Annotated in this window: 18 protein-coding genes; 13 read left to right on the forward strand and 5 right to left on the reverse strand. The window is 65.9% G+C overall.

Annotated elements, in window-relative coordinates; genetic code table 11:
• Nucleotides 1–34 precede the first annotated feature (34 nt).
• The gene (locus KY496_RS12560; protein WP_005665988.1) at nucleotides 35–1126 is read left to right on the forward strand and encodes a porin; all 1092 of its coding nucleotides are present in this window, start codon (nucleotides 35–37) and stop codon (nucleotides 1124–1126) included.
• Between the two features lie 3 nt (nucleotides 1127–1129).
• Here KY496_RS12560 and KY496_RS12565 read toward each other — a convergent pair whose 3' ends face one another.
• Genes KY496_RS12565 through edd form a run of 3 tightly spaced genes read right to left on the reverse strand, consistent with a single transcriptional unit; the run spans nucleotide 1130 to nucleotide 4286 of the window.
• Entirely contained in the window at nucleotides 1130–1696 is a 567-nt protein-coding gene (locus tag KY496_RS12565) for a Rhs element Vgr protein (RefSeq protein WP_219864950.1), read from the reverse strand.
• Between the two features lie 15 nt (nucleotides 1697–1711).
• Nucleotides 1712–2335, reverse strand: a complete 624-nt coding sequence (gene eda, locus KY496_RS12570; protein ID WP_184240489.1) for a bifunctional 4-hydroxy-2-oxoglutarate aldolase/2-dehydro-3-deoxy-phosphogluconate aldolase — start codon at nucleotides 2333–2335, stop codon at nucleotides 1712–1714.
• A 31-nt stretch (nucleotides 2336–2366) separates the two neighbouring features.
• The gene (edd, locus tag KY496_RS12575; RefSeq protein ID WP_219864951.1) at nucleotides 2367–4286 is read right to left on the reverse strand and encodes a phosphogluconate dehydratase; all 1920 of its coding nucleotides are present in this window, start codon (nucleotides 4284–4286) and stop codon (nucleotides 2367–2369) included.
• Nucleotides 4287–4515: 229 nt separating this feature from the next.
• On the opposite strand from edd, the gene pgi reads away from it, so the two are divergent.
• From pgi to KY496_RS12590, 3 genes are all read left to right on the forward strand, one after another.
• Nucleotides 4516–6159, forward strand: coding sequence for a glucose-6-phosphate isomerase (gene pgi / locus KY496_RS12580; protein ID WP_219864952.1), 1644 nt, complete (start codon nucleotides 4516–4518; stop codon nucleotides 6157–6159).
• Between the two features lie 18 nt (nucleotides 6160–6177).
• A complete protein-coding gene (locus tag KY496_RS12585) occupies nucleotides 6178–7074 on the forward strand; it encodes an SMP-30/gluconolactonase/LRE family protein (RefSeq protein WP_229520509.1) in 897 nt (298 codons plus the stop codon).
• An 86-nt stretch (nucleotides 7075–7160) separates the two neighbouring features.
• Entirely contained in the window at nucleotides 7161–8249 is a 1089-nt protein-coding gene (locus KY496_RS12590) for a PHB depolymerase family esterase (protein WP_219864953.1), read from the forward strand.
• A 12-nt stretch (nucleotides 8250–8261) separates the two neighbouring features.
• Here KY496_RS12590 and KY496_RS12595 read toward each other — a convergent pair whose 3' ends face one another.
• Nucleotides 8262–9707, reverse strand: coding sequence for a methyl-accepting chemotaxis protein (locus tag KY496_RS12595; RefSeq protein WP_219864954.1), 1446 nt, complete (start codon nucleotides 9705–9707; stop codon nucleotides 8262–8264).
• 259 nt (nucleotides 9708–9966) lie between these two features.
• On the opposite strand from KY496_RS12595, the gene zwf reads away from it, so the two are divergent.
• The 6 genes from zwf to tal all read left to right on the forward strand — a co-directional run bounded on the left by zwf (nucleotide 9967) and on the right by tal (nucleotide 16699).
• Nucleotides 9967–11436, forward strand: coding sequence for a glucose-6-phosphate dehydrogenase (gene zwf, locus KY496_RS12600; protein ID WP_005665964.1), 1470 nt, complete (start codon nucleotides 9967–9969; stop codon nucleotides 11434–11436).
• 27 nt (nucleotides 11437–11463) lie between these two features.
• The gene (locus KY496_RS12605) at nucleotides 11464–12318 is read left to right on the forward strand and encodes an SIS domain-containing protein (RefSeq protein ID WP_219864955.1); all 855 of its coding nucleotides are present in this window, start codon (nucleotides 11464–11466) and stop codon (nucleotides 12316–12318) included.
• Between the two features lie 80 nt (nucleotides 12319–12398).
• Nucleotides 12399–14117 (forward strand): S41 family peptidase, encoded by a 1719-nt coding sequence (locus KY496_RS12610; protein WP_219864956.1) that lies wholly within the window; start codon nucleotides 12399–12401, stop codon nucleotides 14115–14117.
• Nucleotides 14118–14218: 101 nt separating this feature from the next.
• A complete protein-coding gene (locus KY496_RS12615) occupies nucleotides 14219–15217 on the forward strand; it encodes a hypothetical protein (protein ID WP_219864957.1) in 999 nt (332 codons plus the stop codon).
• A gap of 28 nt (nucleotides 15218–15245) precedes the next feature.
• Nucleotides 15246–15743, forward strand: coding sequence for a GAF domain-containing protein (locus tag KY496_RS12620; RefSeq protein ID WP_005665956.1), 498 nt, complete (start codon nucleotides 15246–15248; stop codon nucleotides 15741–15743).
• A gap of 26 nt (nucleotides 15744–15769) precedes the next feature.
• Nucleotides 15770–16699: a transaldolase gene (tal, locus tag KY496_RS12625; protein ID WP_219864958.1), complete on the forward strand. Its 930-nt coding sequence runs from the start codon at nucleotides 15770–15772 to the stop codon at nucleotides 16697–16699.
• Nucleotides 16700–16758: 59 nt separating this feature from the next.
• On the opposite strand, the gene KY496_RS12630 is transcribed toward tal, so the two are convergent.
• Nucleotides 16759–17376, reverse strand: a complete 618-nt coding sequence (locus KY496_RS12630; RefSeq protein WP_184240476.1) for a TetR family transcriptional regulator — start codon at nucleotides 17374–17376, stop codon at nucleotides 16759–16761.
• A gap of 167 nt (nucleotides 17377–17543) precedes the next feature.
• On the opposite strand from KY496_RS12630, the gene KY496_RS12635 reads away from it, so the two are divergent.
• The 3 genes from KY496_RS12635 to KY496_RS12645 are packed head-to-tail and all read left to right on the forward strand — an operon-like array spanning nucleotide 17544 to nucleotide 23493.
• On the forward strand, nucleotides 17544–18866 hold the full coding sequence (locus tag KY496_RS12635; RefSeq protein WP_005665950.1) for an efflux RND transporter periplasmic adaptor subunit: 1323 nt from the start codon (nucleotides 17544–17546) through the stop codon (nucleotides 18864–18866).
• 23 nt (nucleotides 18867–18889) lie between these two features.
• Nucleotides 18890–22048 (forward strand): efflux RND transporter permease subunit, encoded by a 3159-nt coding sequence (locus KY496_RS12640; RefSeq protein WP_219864959.1) that lies wholly within the window; start codon nucleotides 18890–18892, stop codon nucleotides 22046–22048.
• The gene (locus KY496_RS12645) at nucleotides 22045–23493 is read left to right on the forward strand and encodes an efflux transporter outer membrane subunit (RefSeq protein WP_005665946.1); all 1449 of its coding nucleotides are present in this window, start codon (nucleotides 22045–22047) and stop codon (nucleotides 23491–23493) included. The genes KY496_RS12640 and KY496_RS12645 overlap by 4 nt, the downstream gene beginning before the upstream one ends.
• The last annotated feature ends 10 nt before the right edge of the window (nucleotides 23494–23503 follow it).

Genomic DNA, 23503 nt, shown 5'->3' on the forward strand with positions numbered 1-23503 from the left:
CGCTTCACCCATAAAAAAATCGAAGGAGACAGGCATGAACACATCGGCGGCGATTCGCATCGCCATGCTCGCACTCGCCTATGGCGCCGCCAGCAAAGCGGCGACGGCGCAATCGAACCTCACGATCTATGGCGTCGCCGACGCCGGCATCGTGTCGGAACGCGGCGGCGCGGCCGGCAATATCACGAAGGTCAGCAGCGGGGTGGCGTCCGCCTCGCGCCTGGGCTTTCGGGGCTCGGAAGACCTGGGCGGCGGCGTCTCGGCGCTGTTCGTGCTCGAGGCGGGCATCTCGATCGACACCGGCGCCCTGGCTTCTTCGAGCCAGGCCTTCAACCGCCAGTCCTTCGTCGGCCTCAAAAGCCGCGAGTCCGGCAGCCTCACCATCGGCCGCCAGTACACGCTGACCTACAACGCCCTGGGCCAGGTGGGCGATCCTTTCGGCAGCGGCATGTCGGGGAGCGCCAAGAACCTGTTCCCGGTCGCGGGCGCCAACCTGCGCGCGAACAATTCGATCATCTACGCGACGCCGGTGAAGAACGGCTTCAGCGCGGAAGTTTTGTATTCGCTGGGCGAAGTCAGCGGCGCGAGCAGCGGGGCCGGACGCCAGTACAACGTCGGCCTCAATTATTCGAAGGGAGCGGTCAACGCCCGGCTGGCGCACAACCACCGCAACAACGACAACGCCACGCTCGCCGGCACGGCCAGCGGACGCAACACGCTGTTCGTGGCCAATGTCGACTTCAAGGCGATCAAGGTGTTCTTCGCCTACAGCCGGGACCAGGGACCGAACAGCGCGCCGCTGAACAATGCCACGCCGCTGCCCTATGGCCGGGAGTTCAATCCCACGCTCGAGGGCGACGACACGCTGGTCGGGGCCACCATCCCGGTGGGCGCCGCCGGCACCTTCGTGACCTCGGTCATCCGCAAGAACGACAAGACGGCGCTGAACCAGGACGCCGTGCAGTACGCGGTGGGTTACCTCCACGCCCTGTCCAGGCGCACCAGCGCCTATACCTCGTACGGGATGATCGACAACAAGAATGGCGCCGGCTACACGGTGGGTAACAACGCCGAGGCGGGTTCAGGCGACCGGGCTTTCAATATCGGCTTGCGGCACAGCTTCTAGGGCCTAGGCAGGCCGCAAGCGCAGCGCCAGCCAGCGCGCCGGCCCGCGGTGCAGGTTGGCGCGGTCGCCCGGGTCGCGCAGGAACGGCGCCAGCACGCGCTCGAACAGGGCCATGCTGTCGCGGTAGCGCTGCTGGCGCATGGCGCCGGGCTTTCTCAAGAATTTCAGCACGAAATAATCGGCCAGCAGGTCGCCCTGGGCTTCCATATTGTAGTCGGCCAGGGTGGCGTCGTCGTGCAGGGTGTAGCCGTAGGACAGGCCGATGCGGAAAGCCCCGCGCAGCCGCACCGGATAGCCCAGCTGGTGCTGCCAGACGTGCACCATCTCGTGCATGAACCAGTGGATCGCGGGCGGATCGCCGCGCGCATAGTCGGGCAAAAAACAGGAGGGATGGAAATACATGCTGCCGTTCGGCGTCATCGCGCAGTTACGCGGCTGGAACGGCATGTAGCGCCGGTTGTACACCCGTACCCGGCGGTAGTCGATGGCGTCGCCGAACAGCAGCGACGCCATCGCCGTCTCGCCCTCGCTGAGCGGGCGAAAACGGGAGGGATAGCGCGATCGCAGCATGCGATCTCTCGAGCGTCAGGCCGCGCGCAGCGCCGCCGCGGCCTTGGCCAGCTCGGTGATGTGCGCCCAGTCGCCGGCCGCGATCGCATCCTTCGGGGTCAGCCACGAGCCGCCCACGCAGGCCACGTTCTTGCAGGCCAGGAATTTCGGCGCGCTCTCGATCGAGATGCCGCCGGTCGGGCAGAAGGTCACGTCAGGCAGCGGGCCGCCGATCGCGTTGAGCATGCCGACGCCGCCCGCCGGCACCGCCGGGAACAGCTTCAGTTGCCGGAATCCCTGCTCGCGCGCCGCCATCACTTCGGACGGCGTCATCACGCCCGGCAGCAGCGGCAGGCCGCTCGACTTGGCCGCGTCGATCAGCGACTGGGTCAGGCCCGGCGAGACGCCGAACACGGCGCCGGCGTCGCGCGAGGCGGCGAATTCTTCCGGCTGGGTCAGCGTGCCGACGCCGACGATGGCGCCTTCGACCTGGCTCATGGCGCGGATCGCGCCCAGGCCGTGCTCGGTGCGCAGGGTCACTTCCAGCACGCGGATGCCGCCCGCCACCAGGGCCTTGGCCAATGGCACGGCGTGGTCGGGGTCGTCGATGGCGATGACGGGGATGACGCTCGCCGAGCGCATGATTTCAAGTAGGGTCATTGGTTGGCTCATTGGTTGACTCATTGATGGCTCACTTAGTGGTCCTGAAAAGATGGTCTTCGTCGGAGCCGGGGATGATCTCGCCGGCGTCAATGCCATCGTGCAGCGGCACGACGGTCTGTTTCGGCGACGGCAGCGGGAAGGTGGCTGCACCCTCCTCCGCCGCGCTGATCGAATTGCGGAACATGGAAAACAGTTCGCGGCCCATGCCAATGTGGCTCGAGGTCAGGTCTGCCGTGGCCTGCTTGCGCTGGGCCCAGACGTCCGCCGGCACCAGCGCTTCCATGGTGCCGGTATTCGCGTCGACACGGATCATGTCGCCGTCGCGCACCAGGCCCAGCGGACCGCCGGCCAGGATCTCGGGCGACACGTGGATCGCCGCCGGCACCTTGCCGGACGCGCCCGACATGCGGCCGTCGGTGACCATCGCGACCTTGTAGCCGGCATCCTGCAGATTGGCCAGCGCCGGGGTCAGCGCGTGCAGTTCCGGCATGCCGTTGGCGCGCGGGCCCTGGAAGCGGACCACGGCCACGAAGTCGCGGTTCAGCTTGCCGTCTTTATAGGCGTGCATGAAGTCTTCCTGCGAATCGAAGGTCAGCGCCGGCGCTTCGACCGCGTAGTGTTCTTTCTTGACCGCCGAGACTTTCATTACCGCGCGGCCCAGGTTGCCCTTCACCAGCACCATGCCGCCGTTGTTGTTGAACGGGTTGGTGGCCGGACGCAGCACGTTCTCGTCGCCGCTCACTGGCGCGGCGTCGCGGAACACGACCTTGCCGTCTTCGCCCAGGAACGGCTCCTTGCAGTGATTGCGCAAGCCGCGGCCGAGGATGGTGTTGACGTCCTCGTGCGCCAGGCCGGCGTCGAGCAGTTCGCGGATCACGAAGCCCGGGCCGCCCGCGGCCTGGAAGTGGTTCACGTCGGCGTCGCCATTTGGATAGATGCGGGTCAGCAGCGGCACCACTTTCGACATCTCGTCGAAATCGTTCCAGTCGATCACGATGCCGGCCGCGCGCGCGATCGCCACCAGGTGCAGCGTGTGGTTGGTCGAGCCGCCGGTGGCGTGCAGCGCGGCGATGGCGTTGACGATGCTTTTCTCGTCCACGATGTGGCCGATCGGCATGTAGTCGCCGCCCTGCTGCGAGATCGCGACCGCGCGCTGGGCCGCGGCGGCGGTGAGCGCGTCGCGCAGCGGCGTGCCCGGCGTGATGAAGGCCGAACCCGGCAAGTGCAGGCCCATGACTTCCATCAGCATCTGGTTGCTGTTGGCGGTGCCGTAGAAGGTACAGGTGCCGGCGCCGTGGTAAGAAGCCGACTCGCCTTCGAGCAGTTCTTCGCGGGTGGCCTCGCCCTTGGCGTAGCGCTGGCGGATCGCGGCCTTCTCCTTGTTCGAGATGCCGGTGGTCATCGGGCCACCCGGCACGAAGATGCCCGGGATGTGGCCGAAGTGCAGCGCGCCGATGAGCAGGCCCGGCACGATCTTGTCGCAGATGCCCAGGTACAGGGCGGCGTCGAACATATTGTGCGACAGGCCGACCGCGGTCGCCATGGCGATGGTGTCGCGCGAGAACAGCGACAGCTCCATGCCTGGCTGGCCTTGCGTCACGCCATCGCACATGGCCGGCACGCCGCTGGCGAACTGGGCCACGGCGCCGACTTCGCGCACGGCTTGTTTGATCACCTTCGGGAAATACTCGAACGGCTGGTGCGCCGACAGCATGTCGTTATAGGAAGAAACGATGGCGACCGACGGTTCCTTGTATTCGCGCAGCTTCAGCTTGTCGTTGGCCGGGAAGGCGGCAAAGCCGTGGGCCAGGTTGGTGCACGACAGGGCGCCGCGCTGGACGCCCTTGATGCGGGCCGCTTCGAGATGTTCGAGATAGGCTGCGCGCGAGCGCTTGCTGCGCTGGATGATGCGATTGGTGACCTGTTCTACTACGGGGTGGAGCGCCATGTTCGTTCCTTCCTGAATTTAGTATCTGAAATTTTACTACAGATTAGTACGCTGCGCTCATCTCCAGACCGTTTCTCTATGGCGGCGGAACGATTGCGCGGCGCTCTACAGAGGGGAAAAGCATCCGGCAAATTGGATTCGCGCTGTTTTTTGTAGTGAATTTACGCGCAGATGCTTGTATTATTCGATAATCTATTATTGCCAACATTGTGCCACGCACCCCGACCCCATGCGCCAGCCTCCTTTGACCAGCACCGCCAGCTTCCAAGCCCTCGCCCAACACGCCGACGTCGCCAAGACGTGGCAGATGCGCGACCTGTTTGCCGCCGATCCCGACCGCTTCGAGCGCTACTCGGACGAGGCCGCAGGCCTGTTCCTAGACTATTCAAAAAATCGCCTCGACGGGCGCACGCTTGAACTACTGGTCCAGCTGGCGCGCGAGCGCGGCCTCGAGGCGCGCCGCGACGCGATGTTCGCCGGCGAAAAGATCAACAACACCGAGAACCGCGCGGTGCTGCACACCGCCCTGCGCGCGCCGCGCGGCGCCACGCTGGTGGTCGACGGCCAGGAGGTCAATGCCGACATCCACGCCGTGCTCGAGCGCGTGAAAACCTTCACCGACGCCGTGCGCAGCGGCGAGTGGCTGGGCCATACCGGCAAGCCGATCACGGATATCGTGAACATCGGCATCGGCGGCTCGGACCTCGGCCCCAAGATGGTGGTGCTGGCCCTGCGCCACTACGCCCACCCGCGCCTTCGCATGCACTTCGTGTCGAACGTCGACGGCCACGACATGGACGCGGCGCTGGCCCAGGTCGATCCCGAGACCACGCTGTTCATCGTGGCCTCCAAGACCTTCACCACGGCCGAGACCATGATGAACGCGCAGACCGCGCGCGCCTGGTTCCTGCAGCATGCGCAAGAAGAAGCGCTGGCCAGGCACTTCGTCGCCGTGTCCACGAATACCGAGGCAATCAAGACCTTCGGCATCGACCCGGCGAACATGTTCCCGTTCTGGGACTGGGTCGGCGGCCGTTATTCGGTGTGGTCGGCGATCGGCCTGCCGGTCGCGCTGGCCGTGGGCTTCGGTTACTTCAAGGACTTCCTGGCGGGCGCGCACGAGCTGGATGAACACTTCCGCACTGCCCCGCTCGAGCAGAACCTGCCGACGCTGCTGGCCCTGATCGGCTTCTGGAACCGCCAGTTCCTGGATTGCGCCTCGGTGTCGATCGCGCCCTATCATCAAGACCTGAACCGCTTCCCGGCCTACCTGCAACAGCTCGACATGGAAAGCAACGGCAAGCGCGTGACCCGCGACGGCCAACCGGTCGACACGCCGACCTGCCCGGCGATCTGGGGCGAGTGCGGCACCAATGGCCAGCACGCCTATTTCCAGCTGTTGCACCAGGGCACCGACGTAACGCCGATGGACTTCATCGCCGCCCTGCGCCCGGCCCACGAGATGGACAACCACCACACCGCCCTGCTGGCCAACTGCTTCGCCCAATCCGAAGCGTTCATGAAGGGCAAGACGGCGATTGAGGTGCGCGCCGACCTGCAGGCCCAGGGCCTGGCGGCGGAAGAGATCGAGCGCCTCACGCCGCACAAGACCTTCCCCGGCAACCGTCCGAGCAACACCATCCTGATGGAACGCCTGACGCCATCGACCCTGGGCGCCCTGATCGCGCTGTACGAACACAAGACCTTCGTGCAGGGCGTGATCTGGGATGTCAACAGTTTCGACCAGTGGGGCGTTGAGTTAGGTAAAGTGCTGGCGAAGAAGATCGAAGCCGAGCTGGCCGGAGAACCCGCGCCCGGCCAGCACGACAGTTCCACCAACGGCCTGATCGCCCGCGCCAAGGCTGCTTTCTGAAACCTTCACCATCACACTATGGCAACGGAAAAATTTGAGGTAGTACACGATGCGCCGATGCTGGTCGGCGAATCCGCGATCTGGCACGAAGTCGAATCGGCGCTGTACTGGGTCGACATCGAGGGCTACACCGTCAACCGCCTGCACGCGGCAAGCGGCAAGTTCACCTCGTGGAAGATGGGGTCGAACCCGTCGGCGCTGGCGATCGATGACAACAACTTCCTGGTCGTGGCCACCCGCCACGGCCTGCTGCGCCTGAACACCACCGACGGTTCGGAGTCGCCGATCACGGACGCGCCCTACGATCCATCGAAGGTGCGCTTCAACGACGGCCGGGTCGATCCGGCAGGCCGGTTCTGGATCGGCACCATGTACGAACCGCGCGACCAGCCGGCCGCCGAGATGTACGTGCTGGACAAGGATCAATTGCGCCGCGCCTGGAGCGGCGGCATGACCAACTCGAACGGCCTGGCCTGGAGCCTGGACGGCCGCACGATGTACCACGCCGACACCACCACGCACCGCATCGACTGCTACGACTTCGATCCGGCCCTTGGTGAGCAGAGCAACCGGCGCACCATCGTGACCTTCCCGAGCGACAAGTCGGCGCCAGACTATGGCGGCCGTCCGGACGGCGCCACGATGGATGCCGAGGGCATGTACTGGGTGGCGATGTTCGAAGGCGCGCGCATCCTGCGCATCGCGCCAAGCGGCGAGATCCTGCGCGAGATCAAGCTGCCGGTGAAGTGCCCGACCTCGGTCGCCTTCGGCGGGCCGGACCTGCGCACCCTGTACATCACCAGCGCCAGCCATGGCAGGTCGAAAGAAGAGCTGGAACAATATCCGCTCAGCGGCAAGGTGCTGTGCCTCAAAATGGACGTGGCGGGGCGCGAAGAGCCGGAATACCGCATGTGATGCCGGCGCGAGCGGCGTGAGCCAGCGCACCGAAGAAGTCTGCCTTCGCAGTTATATTGCACTGCAACATAACTGCGGAGGTAGCCGTGTCAAAATCTACCCCAACGACCCGCTTGCTGCGCGACCTGACGCGCGCTGCCAGATCGCAACGCAAGCTGGTTGCCAAGCTATTCGACATCTACAGCGCGAAGCCGAGCGCGCGTTCCGTGGCCAGGCCACCCAAGCCGGCGCGGCCGAAGACGGCACCCCCGGCCCAAGCGCGCCTGCCAGTCGCCTCGGGACGGTGGATCGAGGGCCATCATCTGCTTCCCTACTGGCTGTATCTTCCGCAACGCACACCCGAGCACGCCGCACTGACCGGCTGGCCGCTGGTCGTCATGCTGCACGGCTGCCATCAGACCGCGCTCGAATTCGCGCAAGGCACGCGCATGAACCGGCTGGCGCAGGCCAAGGGCTATGCGGTGCTGTACCCGCAGCAACCGGCGAGCGCGCAGGCGCAGCGCTGCTGGCGCTGGTTCGACCGCGCCGCCCAGGAGGGCCGCGGCGAGACCGGCGTGCTGGCGGCGCTCATCGATCATGTGTGCGCGGGGCACCGCATCGACCGCCGCCGCATCTATGCGTGCGGCCTGTCGGCCGGCGCCGGCATGGCCGCCATGCTGGCCCTGAACCATCCCGAGCTGATCGCCGCAATCGCCCTGCATTCCGGCCCGGTGTTCGGCGCCGGCCATACATCGCTGGGCGCCCTGCACGTGATGCGCCATGGCGCGGCGGCGCAGGCCGATGCGGCGATCCACGGCGTGCTGAAACGCCGCGCCACGCACTTGACTGCCGAGGCGATGCCCCTGATGCCGGCGCTGCTGATCCATGGCGAAGACGATCCGGTGGTCAGCCAGGTCAACCAGCAACACCTGACACGCCAATGGCTCCAGTTGAACGGTCTGCCTCCGGGGCCGGCCAGCCGCGTCGTCGCGATGCCGGCGGGACGCGGCGGCAGCCGCAACGCGCATGAAATCCAGGACTTCACGGCGCGCCGCAAGCTCGTCCTGCGCGTGGTGCGCATCGCGGGCCTGCGCCACGAATGGAGCGGCGGCGACCCGACGCTCAGGTTCAATGCGAAAGCGACGCCGAACGCCAGCCGCCTGGCGCTCGAGTTCTTCGGCAGGCACCGGCGATGAATGCGACCGTCCTCAGCGCCCCATCATGCGCGCCGAGTCGTAGCCGATCCTGACCGCACCCCAGTGCTTCCCCTGGAACACGATCGGCATCGACAGGTCGTTGATCACCTCTCCCGTATCGCGCAGATAGGTCTGCAGCAGGAAGGGTTCGCGGTTCTTCGCCAGCCGGATGCCCACCGGATCGTCGAAGATGCGCTTGTTGCGGCAATACACGAGATCATGCTCGCGCTGCCCGGTCGACGGCCGCGAGAACTTGGTGTTGTGGGTAGGCGCATAGCCCCGGTTGTCGACCGCCAGCGCATAGGCGGCGCCCGGCAGTTCGGTCAGCACGCGGTCGAACAGCTGCTGCAGGTCGCGCTCCACCGCGCGGTCGTACGAGGTCGTGAAACGCGGCGGATCGGATTGCGCGATTGGCCGGTACTCCTGGTCGAAGATGTTGGCGCCGCCGGCCGCGTGGCTGCTCAGGCAGGCCAGCACCTGGTCGCGCAGCGCGGTGGTGCCGTCCACCAGCGCGTCGAAGGCCGTGCCGCCGGTGCGAAAGCCCGCCAGCACGCCCTGCAGCTCCTCGGTGGCCACCCGCACTTCGTCCACGCGGCGCGAAGCGTCCTGCATCGTGGCCTTGGCGCTGGAGGCGTTGTGCGCCACCTCTTCCACTTTCGCATTGATCTGCTGGTTGACGCCGTCGAGCGACTGCATCGCCGCCGCCATCTGGTCGACGGTGGCGGTCATGCGCTCGAAGTCGGCAACGAAAGCGGTGAGGTGGCTGGCCGCGCTGCCGGCTTCGCGCGCCGACACGTTCACGCCGTCGAGAATGCCGGCGGTGGCGCCGGAGGTCGACGTCACCAGCGCGCGCATGGCATTGCTGGCGGTGGCGATCTTGACCGCCTCGGCATTGACCACCTGCGACAGACGCCGCACTTCGGAAGCGACCACCGCGAAGCCGCGCCCGGCCGGGCCGGCGCGCGCGGCCTCGATCGCGGCATTGATGGCCAGCAGATTGGTCTGGTTGGCCACGTTCTCGATCACGGTGCCGAACTCGCCGATCTCGCGCAGGTGGCCGACCAGCTGGGTCACGGTGCCGGAAAAGCCCTGCACCTGTTCCTCGATCAGCTTCATGCGCCGCTCGAGGCTGGCCAGTTCTTCCATCGATTCGCGCGCTTGCCCCAGGTTGCGCTGGGCGGTGTCGGCGATGCGCACCGTGCCGGCATTGACGTCGGCCGACAGCGCGGCCACTTCGCGCGCGCTGGCCGCCAGCGCATCGGCCGCCGCGTGCTGGCGCGCCGCCTGGGCCTGGGCCTGGTCGACTTCCTTGCGCAGGCGCGCGGCGTTGATCGCCGTGCGGATGCTGCCGTCGCGCGCCTTGACCACCAGCGTGCGGACGTTGCCGGACAAGGAGCGTCCATTGAATGGCGCCGCGACCTGCCGCAGCGCACGACCGATTTTATGCAACCACACCATGTCCCCTCCGTTCGCTGCTCGATTGGCAGCGATGTTTTCGTAAGGAAACTATAGTCGCATTTCCTGCAACTGTCATGCACATCCACTACCCACGTCGCATCCACGCCACCTCGGATGCGACCGGCATGAATCGGATATGGCACCATGGTGCGATACCTGACGCCACGTAGTAAATTTACTTGCTATCAAGGTATTTATGTAGTAAATTTACATCGATATGCTTTCCGGTTCCAACCCCTTTATGCACCGACGACCGACCATGGCCCTTTCCGATTTCGATCTCGTTTTCTTTGGCGGCAGCGGCGACCTTGCGATGCGCAAGCTGTTGCCCGCGATGTACTCGCGCGACGTCTGCAACGACCTGCCCGACGCCAGCCGCATCATCTGCGTCGGCCGCGACGACGCGACCCAGGAAGAGTTCCTGCGCATGGTCGAAACGAATTCGAAACCGCACATCAAGGACGGCCCGGATGAAGCCAGTTGGGCGCGCTTCCTGAAGCGCATCACCTACGTCGCGCTGAACGCGACCGACGTCTCGACCTACCAGGCGCTGGTCGAGGCCCTGCGCCATGACGCATCGCTCACCCGCGTGTATTACCTGGCCACGCCGCCGCAGCTGTTCGCCAAGATCTGCGACAACCTGGCCGCCACCGGCCTGGCCACGCCGAATTCGCGCGTGGTGCTCGAAAAGCCGCTGGGCCGCGACCTGGCCTCGGCCAAGCAGATCAACCTCGACGTCGGCAAGGTGTTCGCCGAATCGCAGATCTACCGCATCGACCACTACCTGGGCAAGGAGACCGTGCAGAACCTGCTGGCGCTGCGCTTCGGGAACATCCTGTTCGAGCCGCTGTGGCGGCGCGAATGGATCTCGGACGTGCAGATCACGATCGCCGAAAAGATCGGCGTCGGCAACCGCCTGGGCTACTACGACAATTCCGGCGCGCTGCGCGACATGCTGCAGAACCACCTGCTGCAGCTGCTGTGCATCGTGGCGATGGAACCGCCGACCTCGATCGCGCCGGACGCCGTGCGCGACGCCAAGCTGCAGGTATTGAGGTCTTTAAAACGTTTTACCCCGACCACGCTGTCGCAGAACATCATCCGCGGCCAGTACCGCGCCGGCTACATCGACGGCCAGCAGGTGCCGGGCTACCGCGAGGAACCCGATGCGCCCAAGAGCTCGCGCACCGAGACCTTCGTGGCGATGAAGGCCGAGATCGACACCTGGCGCTGGGCCGGCGTGCCGTTCTACCTGCGCACCGGCAAGCGCATGGCCGACCGCCTGGCCGAGATCGTGGTGCGCTTCAAGCCGATCCCGCACTCGATCTTCAACCAGCCGACGTCGAGCTTCCAGCCCAACAGCCTGGTGATCCGCCTGCAGCCGGACGAAGGCCTGTCGATGAACCTGATGGCCAAGACGCCGGGCGATTCGATGCGCCTGAAGCAGGCCGAACTCGAACTCGATTTCCGCGAACAGTTCAAGGCGCCCCGCATGGAGGCGTACGAACGCCTGCTGCTCGACGTGCTGCGCGGCCAGCTGACCCTGTTCATGCGCGGCGACGAGCTGGAAGCGGCCTGGGAATGGGTCGAGCCGATCCTCGAGCACTGGGAGCAGGACGACAGCGCGCCGGCGCCGTACACCTCGGGCACCTGGGGCCCGGCGGCGGCCAGCGCCCTGATCGGCCGCGACGGCCTGCAGTGGCGCGAAGAATCGCTGCCGGAAGACTGACGCTCGAGACCTGCTGGATACTTACTTATGCTGCTCGACTCGATCCGCACCCAGCTCGACACGTTCTCCAAATCGGAGCGCAAGGTCGCGCTCGCGGTGCTGGCCGCCCCTTCCGCGACCGTGAGCCAGAACATCACCGCCCTGGCGCGCAATGCCCAGGTGTCGGAACCGACCGTGGTGCGTTTTTGCCGCACGCTCGGCTACGACGGCTGGCACGAGTTCAAGCTCAAGCTGGCGCAAGGCCTGGCGCTGGCGCTGCCCGGCGCCAGCGAGGCGCCGCACCAGGACGACCTGGCGTCGGACCTGATCAACAAGATCTGCAGCCGCTCGATCAACACCCTGCTCGACCTGCGCAACAACCTCAAGCCGGAACTCGTCCAGCAGGCGCTCGAGATCCTGGCGCGCGCCAACAAGATCGAGTTCTACGGCCAGGGCACGTCCGGCTTCGTGGCCGCCGACGCCCAGCACAAGTTCTTCCGCTCGGGCGTGCCGACGGTGGCCTACACCGACCCGTCGATCCATTCGATCGCGGCGGCCCTGCTGCGCGAAGGCGATGCACTGGTGGCGATCTCGCAGCGCGGCAACAACCCGGCGCTGACCCGTTCGGCCAAGCTGGCCAAGGCCGGCGGCGCCGACGTGATCGTGCTGGCGCCGTCCGGCACGCCGCTGGCCGAGATGGCCACCCTGCTCATCCCGATCGACCTGGTGTTCGCCACCGACCCCTACACGCCGATCTCGGCGCGCCTGGCCTACCTGGTGGTGATCGACGTACTGGCGGTGGGCCTGGCGCTGCGCCGCGGGCCGGAGTTCCGCAAGAAGATGCAGAACGCGCAGAAGGCGCTGCAGGAGTTCGACATGCAGTTCGATTCGTTCATCGGCTGATCCACTGCCGTGGAAAAGGGTGAATTTTTCACCCTTGCATCCTTGTACACTTTTCGGCATACCAACTGCCGAGTACCTCGATGCCCCGTCATCCCCTTGCATTTCTCCTTTGCGCCATCCTGTCCCTGCCCGCCGGGGCCGGCGAGCAGCTCGGCTATTCTCCGGCCCAGGCCAGTTACGACTACGCGCAAACGGTGCGCAACGAGGTAAGTGCCGCGCTCAAGGAGCACCCGGACCGGGCCAGCCTCGAACAGGCGGCGTCGCGCCTCGAGCAGCTGCTCGCCTGGCTGGACACGCCCCTGACCCGCGACCTTGGCACCGGTTCCCGCGCCCTGTACTTCCGCGGCCTGGACGTGCAACGCGAGCTGGCCATCATCCATCTCCGGCTGGGCAATACCGACAAGGCGCTCGATGCGCTGGAGAGCATGCTCGATTACGGCTGGCTGGGCGACGCGATGGTGGCCGTGCTGGGCGACGAAGCGTTCGCGGCGATCCGCGGCGAGCCTCGTTTCCAGGCCATCCTGCGCACTTCCACCACCCCGCAGCGCATGCTGAAGGATCTTGGCGCCGACTCCCCTTATCGCGAACGACTTCCGGTGGAGGAACGCATCGCCGGCCTGACGCAATTCTGGTCTGATGCGCGGCAGTACTTCGTCCACTTCGACAATGCGCCGGAACTGGACTGGAACAAGACCTATCTCGAATTCCTGCCCAGGGTGATGGCGGCGGAAACCACCGCCGACTATTACCAGGTGCTGATGCAGCTGGCGCCGCTTTTGCGCGACGGCCACACCAATATCTTTGCGCCGCAAGAACTGGAAGAACGCTTTTACGCGCGCCCGCCGATCGTGACGGAGCTGGTGGGCGACACCGTGCTGGTGGTCGCCGTGAACAGCACGGCGCTGGCGGGACGGCTGAAGGTCGGCGACGAGCTGGTCGCCGTCGACGGCGTGCCGGTCAAGCGTCATGCCGAAGAGAAGGTGGCGCCGTTCGTGAGCAGCTCGACGCCGCAGGATCACGCGCTGCGCACTTATTCCTACCAGCTGCTGGCGGGCGACGCGGCCCGGCCGGTGCGCCTGACCCTGCGCGACAGTGCCGGACGCCAGCGTGAAGAAAGCGTTGCGCGCGGCCAGCAAGACCTGAACAGCCATGAAAAATTCGGATTCCGCATGCTTGCGGGCGACGTCGCCTATATTTCGCTCGACCATTTCGAGAGCGACGAGGGCGTCAAGGCATTCACGAAAGCCCTGCCGCAGATCATGCGCGCCAAGGGCCTGATCATCGACGTGCGCAGGAACGGCGGCGGCTCGGGTGTCCATGGCGAGCGCATACTCGAACACCTGACCCGGCAGGCAATCCCGCGCGCCATGAGCTTCATGCGTGGCACCAGCATCGTGGCGGGCGCGCAATCGCGCCTGGTGACCTGGGAACCGGTGGCGCGCTCCGCGCCTGCGCACAGCCGCGACGGCGATGTCTACGAAGGACCGGTGGCGGTGCTGACCAGCGCCGCCACCTTCTCCGCCGCCGAAGATTTCGTCCTTGCCTTCAATGCCCTGGGGCGGGGCGCCACGATCGGCGCCACGACCGGCGGCAGCACCGGCCAGCCGATGAGCATCCGCTTGCCGGGCGGCGGCTGGGGACGCATCTGCATCAAACGCGACCTGCTGCCCGACGGCGGAACGTTCGTCGGCCGCGGCCTGAAGCCGGACATCGAAGCCGGGCCGACCGTACAGTCGATCCGCAAGGGCGTGGACCCGGTGCTGGAGCGGGCACTGGCCCATCTCAGGGGCCTGCGCTGACGGCAAGAAACGCATTGGGTCTAGAATGGGCGGTTCCTGACCCTTGCCGATCAACCCATGGATCTCGATCTTTCAATGGCCGATCGGTCCTGACTAGTTAAATGCCGACGTTCTACAAGCTACTCCTGTCGACCCTCGTTGCGGCCGGCGCCCTGACGATGTGCATGGCCAAGTCCGAGCTGCAGCTGCCCGCTCCGATCGTGATGCGCGCCGTGAGCGGCGTCGAGAACGTCGAATTGCGCCACATCGGCTTCGACCAGCCCGGCGCGGGCCCATTCCAGCCGCTGTTCGGCCTTGACGACGCATTGTGGGCCAACTATCCGTCCGTGCTATATCTCGACAAGGTCTATCGCCGTGCCGGTCCGGGCAGCTTCGTCGTGCATCCTCGCGGCGACGTCCGCGCGCGCTACGTGGTCGAGGAACACGCGGACCGGTCCGAAGAAAGAATTGACCGCATCACCAGCCTGTCCATCCACGACCGCGACAGTGACGAACTGCTCGGCCGGAAATACCTGCGCGCCCGGCAGATCGATGCCGGACGCGTCCCGGTCGGCGAAGAGGCCATGGCGTTCGTGCGCAGGGTGCTGGGCACGGCGGCCCCGGCCGGCGGCCGGCCCGACCAGCCGCCGTATGGCGCAGCGCCCGTCACGCACACGCCGCTCCGGGCCGGCCGCGAAGATCCTCCCATTCAAGGAGGCGATGGCTGTCCGCCGTCCTACCGGATCGCGACGGCGGCGTCGCCCCGGCAGTTCGAGGCCGGCGCGTGGTCGTTCCGGCCATGGTCCGACGTCGACAGCTTTGCCTGCACCGGCAACTTCATCCTGGTGGCGTCGGGCGACGGCGCGCGCCTGCTGCTCGACCTGCTGGACCCGACCGGCAAACACCTGTTCCAGACCGAGGTCGCGATGCCCCTCGACGCGCGCGCCGAAGCGACGGTGCAACGCCTGCGGGTGAACGGCGAGCGCCTGCAGGTCGATGTGCATTATCGTCCTGGCAAGCTCCCCGACGGCAAGCCGAGGCTGCGCCAGCGGTTCAGGATGGTTATTTCGATGACACCGCCGGAGCCCGGAGCGCCTGCGGCAGCGGTGGCTGTAAAATAGCGGTTTTCGACCAGCATTTTCGCCTGACATGCATATCAATCCCGAACGCAGCGACCGTCCCGACTATGACCTGCTGGTGCGCCAGGTCACCAGCGTCCTCGAGGGCGAACGCGACCTGACCGCCAATGCTTCCCAGTTCTCGGCCCTGGTCTACGACACGTTATCAAGCCTGAACTGGGCCGGCTTCTACTTCACGGTTCCCTCGAAAAAAGGCGAAGGCCAGGACCTGCTGGTCGGCCCGTTCCAGGGCAAACCCGCCTGCGCCCGCATCCCGTTCGGCCGCGGCGTCTGCGGCACGACCGCCGTCAAGCGCGAGACCATCGTGGTGCCGGACGTGCATGCCTTCCCAGGCCACATCGCCTGCGATTCGGCGTCCGCCTCGGAAATCGTCATTCCGGTGATCAAGGATGACAAGCTCATTGGCGTGTTCGATATCGACAGCCCGAAGCCGGACCGTTTCTCGGAAGAAGATCGCGCCGGCCTCGAAGCCATGCTCGCGGCATTCATTGCCGCCACCGATTTCTAATTGCGCCACACCATCCAGAGACCCACATGAACCAACTCGAACAGCTCAAGCAGTACACCACCGTGGTCGCCGACACCGGCGACTTCCAGTCGATCAAGGCCTATGCCCCACAGGACGCGACCACCAACCCGTCGCTGATCCTGAAGGCCGTGCAAAAGCCGGAATACCGTCCGCTGCTGGAAAAGGCGATCGCCGATGCGCCGGGCGCGTCGACCGAAGCGATCGTCGACAGCCTCCTGATCGCTTTCGGCGTCGAGATCCTGAAGTACGTGCCGGGCCGCGTCTCGACCGAGATCGATGCCGCGCTGTCGTTCGATACCGAAGCGACCGTCGCCAAGGGCCGCGAGCTGATCGCCCTGTATGAAAAGAATGGCGTGTCGCGCGAACGCGTCCTGATCAAGATCGCGTCGACCTGGGAAGGCATCCGCGCCGCCGAGATCCTGGGGAAAGACGGCATCCACTGCAACCTGACCCTGCTGTTCTCGCTGTGCCAGGCGGTGGCCTGCGCCGAAGCCGGCGTCAAGCTGATCTCGCCGTTCGTCGGCCGCATCTATGACTGGTACAAGAAATCGACCGGCACCGACTATCAAGGCGCCGACGATCCGGGCGTGCAGTCGGTCAAGCGCATCTACCAGTACTACCGCAAGTTCGGTTACGACACCGAAGTGATGGGCGCGAGCTTCCGCAATACCTCGCAGATCCTGGAACTGGCCGGTTGCGACCTGCTGACGATCTCCCCGGACCTGCTGCAAAAGCTGGCCGACAGCGACGCGCCGGTCGAGCGCAAGCTGGTCAAAGACGACAGCGCCGATATCGAGAAGATCGCGATGGACGAAAAGACCTTCCGCTTCATGCTGAACGAAGACGCAATGGGCACCGAGAAGCTGGCCGAAGGCATCCGCGCCTTCGTCGCCGATTCGCTCAAGCTCAAGCAGATGATCGAAGGCATGCGTTAAACGCTGCGGCGTTAACGACGAACCCGGCCGCGGCCGGGTTTTTTATTGGGAATGCGCGTTCAGCGCGCCTTCAACCCCGCCAGGAAGGTATCGATCACCTCCCCGCCCAGCGCCATCAGGTCGAACGATTCCAGGTCGAACAGCCAGTTGCGCAGCAGGCCGTCGAGCATGATCCACATGCAGGTCGCCGCATTGTGCGGGTCGACGCTGGCCGGCAACTGGCCATTCGCGCGCGCCTCGGTCAGCTGCGCTTCCATGCGCGCGCGCCACTCGGCCACCGCTTCGCGCTTGCGCACGCGGGCCGAATCGACCTCGTCGGTGAACTCGGTCTTGAGGGTGGCGATCTCGAACACCCGGCGCGCCTTCTCGTCGCTGACGACGATGTGCAGCACCGCCATCAGCTCGTCGCGCAAGCGCTGCAGCGGGTCGGCGACCTCGCGCTCGCCCAGCTGCTGGATGGCGGTGTCCATCGGCATCGTGGCGCGATCCATCATCGCGCTGAACAGCGCGCCCTTGTCGACAAAATGCCAATAAATCGCCCCGCGCGTTACACCCGCCGCAGTCGCGATGTGCTGTAATGTCGTTCGCGAAACGCCTTGTTTAGCGAACAAGATCTCTGCTGCATCAAGAATGCTGTCGCGGGTCGCCGCTGCTTCTTCCTTCGTCCTGCGAACCATTTCTTTTGAGTAACCCTCGAATTAAAGGTGCTTAAACATTTTACATGCAGTCGTGATAGTATATAAAACTATTTGCAAAAGCCAGCGTTGATCTCACATCCCGTGCATATGTTAGTGACTGGGGTGTGACATCGGCAAGTATTTCTAACTAGAAGGATGCACACGTAATGCGCTCTGCCAACTCCTCATCCATGTCCCTCACCCGGGTCGCGGCGGCCACCATGGCTGCGGTGGTCCTGCTGTCTGCCTGCGGCAAGAAAGACGATCCGGCCAAGGCCGGCGCCCCCGCCGGCCAGCAGATGCCGGCGCCCGAAGTCGGCGTCGTCACCGCCGCCTTCCAGACCGTCGCGCTGCAGAACGAACTGCCGGCGCGCGTGGAACCGATCCGCACCGCCCAGGTTCGCGCCCGCGTCGACGGCGTGGTGCTCAAGCGTTCCTTCACCGAGGGCAGCATCGTCAAGCAGGGCCAGTCGCTGTTCACCATCGACCCGGCGCCTTACCAGGCCCAGCTCGCCGCAGCGCGCGCCGACGTCGCGCGCGCCGAAGCCAACCTGGTAGCCTCGCGCGCCATCGCCGAGCGCTACAAGCCGCTGGTCGAAGCCAATGCCGTCAGCAAACAGGAATTCGACAACGCCGTCGCCGCCCAGAAGCAAGGTGAGGCCGAAGTCGCCGCAGCCAAGGCCCAGCTGCGCGTTGCCCAGATCAATGTTGGTTACACCAATGTGAACGCTCCCATCACGGGCCGCATCGGCCGCGCGCTGGTGACCGAAGGCGCGCTGGTGTCAAGCACCCAGTCGACCGAGCTGGCCCTGATCCAGCAGACCGACACCATGTACCTCAACATCACCCAGTCGGCCACCGAGCTGCAGCGCCTGCGCAAGCAGGGCGGCGGCGCCAACGACGTGCCGGTCACCGTGCTGCTGGAAGACGGCTCGGTCCTGCCGCAGCGCGGCAAGCTGCTGTTCTCGGACGTGACCGTCGACCAGGGCACCGGCCAGGTCACGCTGCGCGCCACCGTGGCGAACCCGAACAACGCCCTGCTCCCGGGCCAGTACGTGCGAGTGCGCATTGCCCAGGCTTCGCTGCCGAACGGCATCCTGATTCCCCAGCAGGCGGTCACCCGCGGCGGCCAGAACGGCGACACCGTGACCGTCATCGGCGCCGACAACAAGCCGGTCCCGCGCCAGATCCAGATCGCTTCGCAGCAGGATGAGAACTGGGTCGTCACCGGCGGCCTGAAGGAAGGCGAAAAAGTGATGGTCGACGGCTTCCAGAAGCTGCAGATGCTGCCGCCGGGTACCCCGGTCAAGCCCGTGCAGTGGACGCCGGCAGGCGCCCAGCAGGCGCCGGCCCAGGCAGGCGCAACGGCGGCCCAGCCGAACGCGGCCGGCGCCAAGGCGGCTGCCACCGCCGGTGCCGGCGATACCCGCACCCCGGATGCCGGTTCGCCGGTCGCGGGCGCGACCACGCCGGCCGACAGCAGCCGCTAAGAACAAAGGAATAGGACTTTCCAATGGCACGTTTTTTTATTGACCGCCCGATTTTTGCCTGGGTGATCGCGCTATTCATCATGGTGCTCGGTGGCGTCGCCATCAAGCAGCTGCCGATCGCGCAATACCCGACCGTGGCGCCACCCTCGATCGTCATCAACGTCGCCTATCCGGGCGCATCGGCGCAGACGCTTGAAGACTCCGTCATCTCGATCATCGAACGCGAGATGAACGGCGCCCAAGGCATGATTTACATGGAATCGACCAGCCAGGCCAACGGCACCGGTTCGATCACCGTCTCGTTCGAGACCGGCACCGACCCGAACCTGGCCCAGGTCGACGTCCAGAACCGCCTGTCGCGCGCTACCCCGCGCCTGCCGCCGGCGGTGACCCAGCAGGGCGTGCGCGTCGACCAGGCGCGCTCGAACTTCCTGCTGTTTACGATCCTGTCGTCGGATGACCCGAACATCGGCAATATCGAGCTGGGCGACTATGCCTCGCGCAACGTGCTGCCTGAAATCCAGCGCATCACCGGCGTTGGCCAGGCCCAGCTGTTCGGCACCGAGAAGGCGATGCGCGTCTGGATCGACCCGACCAAGCTGGTCGGCCTGAACCTGTCGCCGGCCGACGTCACCGCCGCGATCTCGCAGCAGAATGCCCAGGTCGCTTCCGGCACCATTGGCGACCTGCCGGTCGCCAAGGGCCAGCAGATCAGCGCCACCGTGATCGTCACCGGCCAGCTGTCGAACGTCGAACAGTTCGGCAACATCGTGCTGCGCGCGAATCCGGACGGCTCGACCGTGCGCCTGAAGGACGTGGCGCGCATCGAAATCGGCGGCCAGGCCTATGCCACCACCGCGCGCCTGAACGGCAAGCCGTCGGCCGGTATCGGCGTGCAGCTGGCGCCGTCGGGCAACGCCCTCGAGACGGCGGAACTGATCAAGGCGCGCATGGCGGAGCTGCAGAAGTACTTCCCGAAAGGCATGAAGTACTCGATTCCTTACGACTCGACCACCTTCATCGACATCTCGATCGAGCAAGTGGTGCACACCCTGTTCGAAGCGATCGTGCTGGTGTTCCTGGTGATGTACCTGTTCCTGCAGAACATCCGCTATACCCTGATCCCGACCATCGTGGTGCCGATCGCACTGCTGGGCTCGTTCGCCTGCCTGCTGGCGCTGGGCTTCTCGATCAACGTGCTGACCATGTTCGGCATGGTGCTGGTGATCGGTATCGTGGTCGACGATGCGATCGTGGTGGTCGAGAACGTCGAGCGCATCATGAGCGAGGAAGGTCTTCCCCCACTGGAAGCGACGCGCAAGGCGATGGGCCAGATCTCGGGCGCCATCATCGGCGTGACCGTGGTCCTGATCGCCGTGTTCGTGCCGCTGGCCTTCTTCGCCGGCGCGGTCGGCAACATCTACCGCCAGTTCTCGGTCGTGATGGTGACCTCGATCGGCTTCTCGGCCTTCCTGGCGCTGACCCTGACCCCGGCGCTGTGCGCGCACCTGCTGAAACCCGTCGAAGCCGGCCATCATATGGACAAAAAGGGTTTCTTCGGCTGGTTCAACCGCAATTTCACGGCCGGCGCCAAGAAATATGAAGGCTTCGTCGGCGCCATCCTCAAGCGCGCCGGCCGCTGGATGGTCGTGTTCGCGCTGCTGGTCGCCATCGTCGCCCTGATGTTCACCCGCATGCCGAACGCCTTCCTGCCGAACGAAGACCAGGGCTATGTGATCGCCAACATCCAGCTGCCGCCAGGCGCCACCGCCGAGCGTACCGGCACCGTGCTGCGTTCGCTGGAAGAGTTCGTGATGAAGCAGCCCGAGACCGCCAACATCGTGGCCGTGACCGGCTTCTCGTTCTCGGGCCAGGGCCAGAACATGGGTCTCGCGTTCATTCCAATGAAGCCGTGGGACGAGCGCAAGGAGCAAGGCCAGGACGCGCAATCGTTCGCCGGCCGCATCACCGGCCACATGGGCGCGGTGCGCGACTCGTTCATCTTCGTGGTCAGCCCGCCGCCGATCCCGGAACTGGGCACCGGCACCGGCTTCTCGTTCCGCCTGCAGGATCGTGGCGGCAACGGCCACGCGGCACTGCTGGCCGCGCGTAACCAGATGCTGGGCATGGCCATGCAGAGCAAGGTCCTGACCGGCATGCGTCCGGAAGGCCTGGAAGACGCGCCGCAGCTCAAGCTGAACATCGACCGCGACAAGGCGCAAGCCCTGGGCGTGACCTTCGGCGCGATCAATACCGCGCTGTCGACCTCGCTGGGTTCGTCGTATGTGAACGACTTCCCGAACGCCGGCCGCCTGCAGCGCGTGATCGTGCAGGCCGATGCGCCGCAGCGCATGCAGCCGGACGACCTGCTGCGCATCAACGCCCTGAACACCCAGGACCAGCCGGTGCCGCTGTCGTCGTTCGCGACCACCGAATGGACCACCGGCCCGATGCAGACCAACCGCTACAACGGCTATCCGGCGATGAAACTCACCGGCGAACCGGCTCCGGGTTATTCGAGCGGCGATGCGCTGGAAGAGATGCAGCGCCTGGCAGCCCAGCTGCCGGCCGGCTTCGCCTTCGAATGGACCGGCCAGTCGCGTGAGGAAATCCTGTCCGGCTCGACCGCGGGCATCCTGATCGCCTTCTCGCTGCTGGCGGTGTTCCTGGCCCTGGCCGCGCTGTATGAAAGCTGGACGATCCCGGTCTCGGTGATGCTGGTGGTGCCGCTGGGCGTGCTCGGCTCGCTGATCGCGGCCAATATGCGCGGCTTGCCGAACGACGTGTACTTCAAGGTCGGCCTGATCACCATCATCGGCCTGGCGGCGAAGAATGCGATTCTGATCGTCGAATTCGCCAAGGACCTGCAGGCCGAGGGCAAGACGCCGTACGAGGCGGCGCTGGAAGCGGCGCACCTGCGCTTCCGCCCGATCATCATGACCTCGCTGGCCTTCATCCTCGGCGTGCTGCCGCTGGTCATCGCAGGCGGCGCCGGTTCGGCATCGCAGCGCGCCATCGGCACCGGCGTGATGGGCGGCATGATCACCGCGACCGTGCTGGGCGTGATCTTCGTGCCGGTCTTCTTCGTGGTGGTCCGCACGCTCTTCAAGGGCAGCGACCGCCAGCAGAAGATGTACGCGACTCAACATCAGAAGCATGTAGAAGAAGGAAGCAAACCATGATCAAGCACATCAAACTGGCGACGCCGCTGGCACTGGCGATGACGCTGGCAGGCTGCATCTCGCTGGCGCCGGACTATGAACGTCCGGCGGCCCCGGTGGCTGCGGCCTTCCCGGAAACCCCGAAGGCGGCGACCGAGTCGACCAGCCCGGTGCTGAACGCCGCCCCGGCCACGGTGGCCTGGCAGTCGTTCTTCACCGACGCCCGCCTGCGTTCGCTGATCGACGCGGCCCTGGTGAACAACCGTGACCTGCGCGTGGCGATCGCCAATATCGAACAGGCGCGTGCGCAATACCGCATCACCCGCGCCGACCGCCTGCCGAGCGTGGGCCTGGGCATCAGCGGCAACCGCCAGACCACCGGCGAAGACCAGCCGATCGAAAGCGTGTACCAGTCGGGCCTGTCGGTCTCGGCCTTCGAGCTCGACCTGTTCGGCCGGGTGCGCAACCTGTCCGAAGCGGCGCTGGCGCAATACCTGGCGACCGAGGAGGCGCGCAAGGCCACCCAGATCAGCCTGATTTCGTCGGTGGCCAGCGCCTGGCTGCAACTGCTGGCCGACGAAGAGCTGCTGCGCATCACGCAAGACACGCTGAACACGCGCCTGGAATCGGACAAGCTGACCCAGCTGCGCTTCGAGAACGGCGTGGCCTCGCGCCTGGAACTGCAGCAATCGCGTTCGCTGGTCGAGACGGCCCGCGCCACCCTGGCCCAGCAGCAGCGCCTGCGGGCCCAGGACATCAACCTGCTGACGCTGCTGGTCGGCGGCCCGCTGCCGGCCGACGTGAGCGCCGGCGCCACGCTGGCCAAGACCGAGCTGCCCGACATCCCGGCCGGCCTGCCGTCCGACCTGCTGACCAACCGTCCGGACATCCGTTCGGCCGAGCAGCAGCTGATCGCGGCCAACGCCAACATCGGCGCGGCGCGCGCGAACTTCTTCCCGCGCATCACGCTGACCGGCACCGCCGGCAGCGCCAGCAACGAGCTGTCGGGCCTGTTCGACAGCGGCACCTGGGGCTGGACCTTCGCGCCGCAGGCGATCCTGCCGATCTTCGACTACGGCCGCAACAGCGCCACGCTGGGCAGCGCCAGGGCCCAGCGCGACATCGCGGTGGCGCAGTACGAGCAATCGATCCAGACCGCGTTCCGCGAAGTGGCGGACGCGCTGGCCGGCCAGGCGACCTTCAGCGAACAGCTGCGCGCGCAAGCCGCGGTGACCGAGGCCGAAGCCGACCGCTTCAACCTGTCCGACCTGCGTTACCGCAGCGGCGCGGCCAGCTACCTCGACCTGCTCGATGCGCAGCGTTCGCTGTTCCAGTCGCAGCAGTTGTCGGTGCAGGCGAATCTGCTGCGCTTGCAGAATCAGGTGACCTTGTATCGCGTGCTGGGTGGCGGATGGACGGAGCCGGCGGCGCCGGCCGACGGCGCCACGCCGGTGGCGGCGCGCTAAGCTGCTGAAA

Source organism: Massilia sp. NP310, from assembly GCF_019443485.1.
GTDB lineage: Bacteria > Pseudomonadota > Gammaproteobacteria > Burkholderiales > Burkholderiaceae_D > Telluria > Telluria timonae.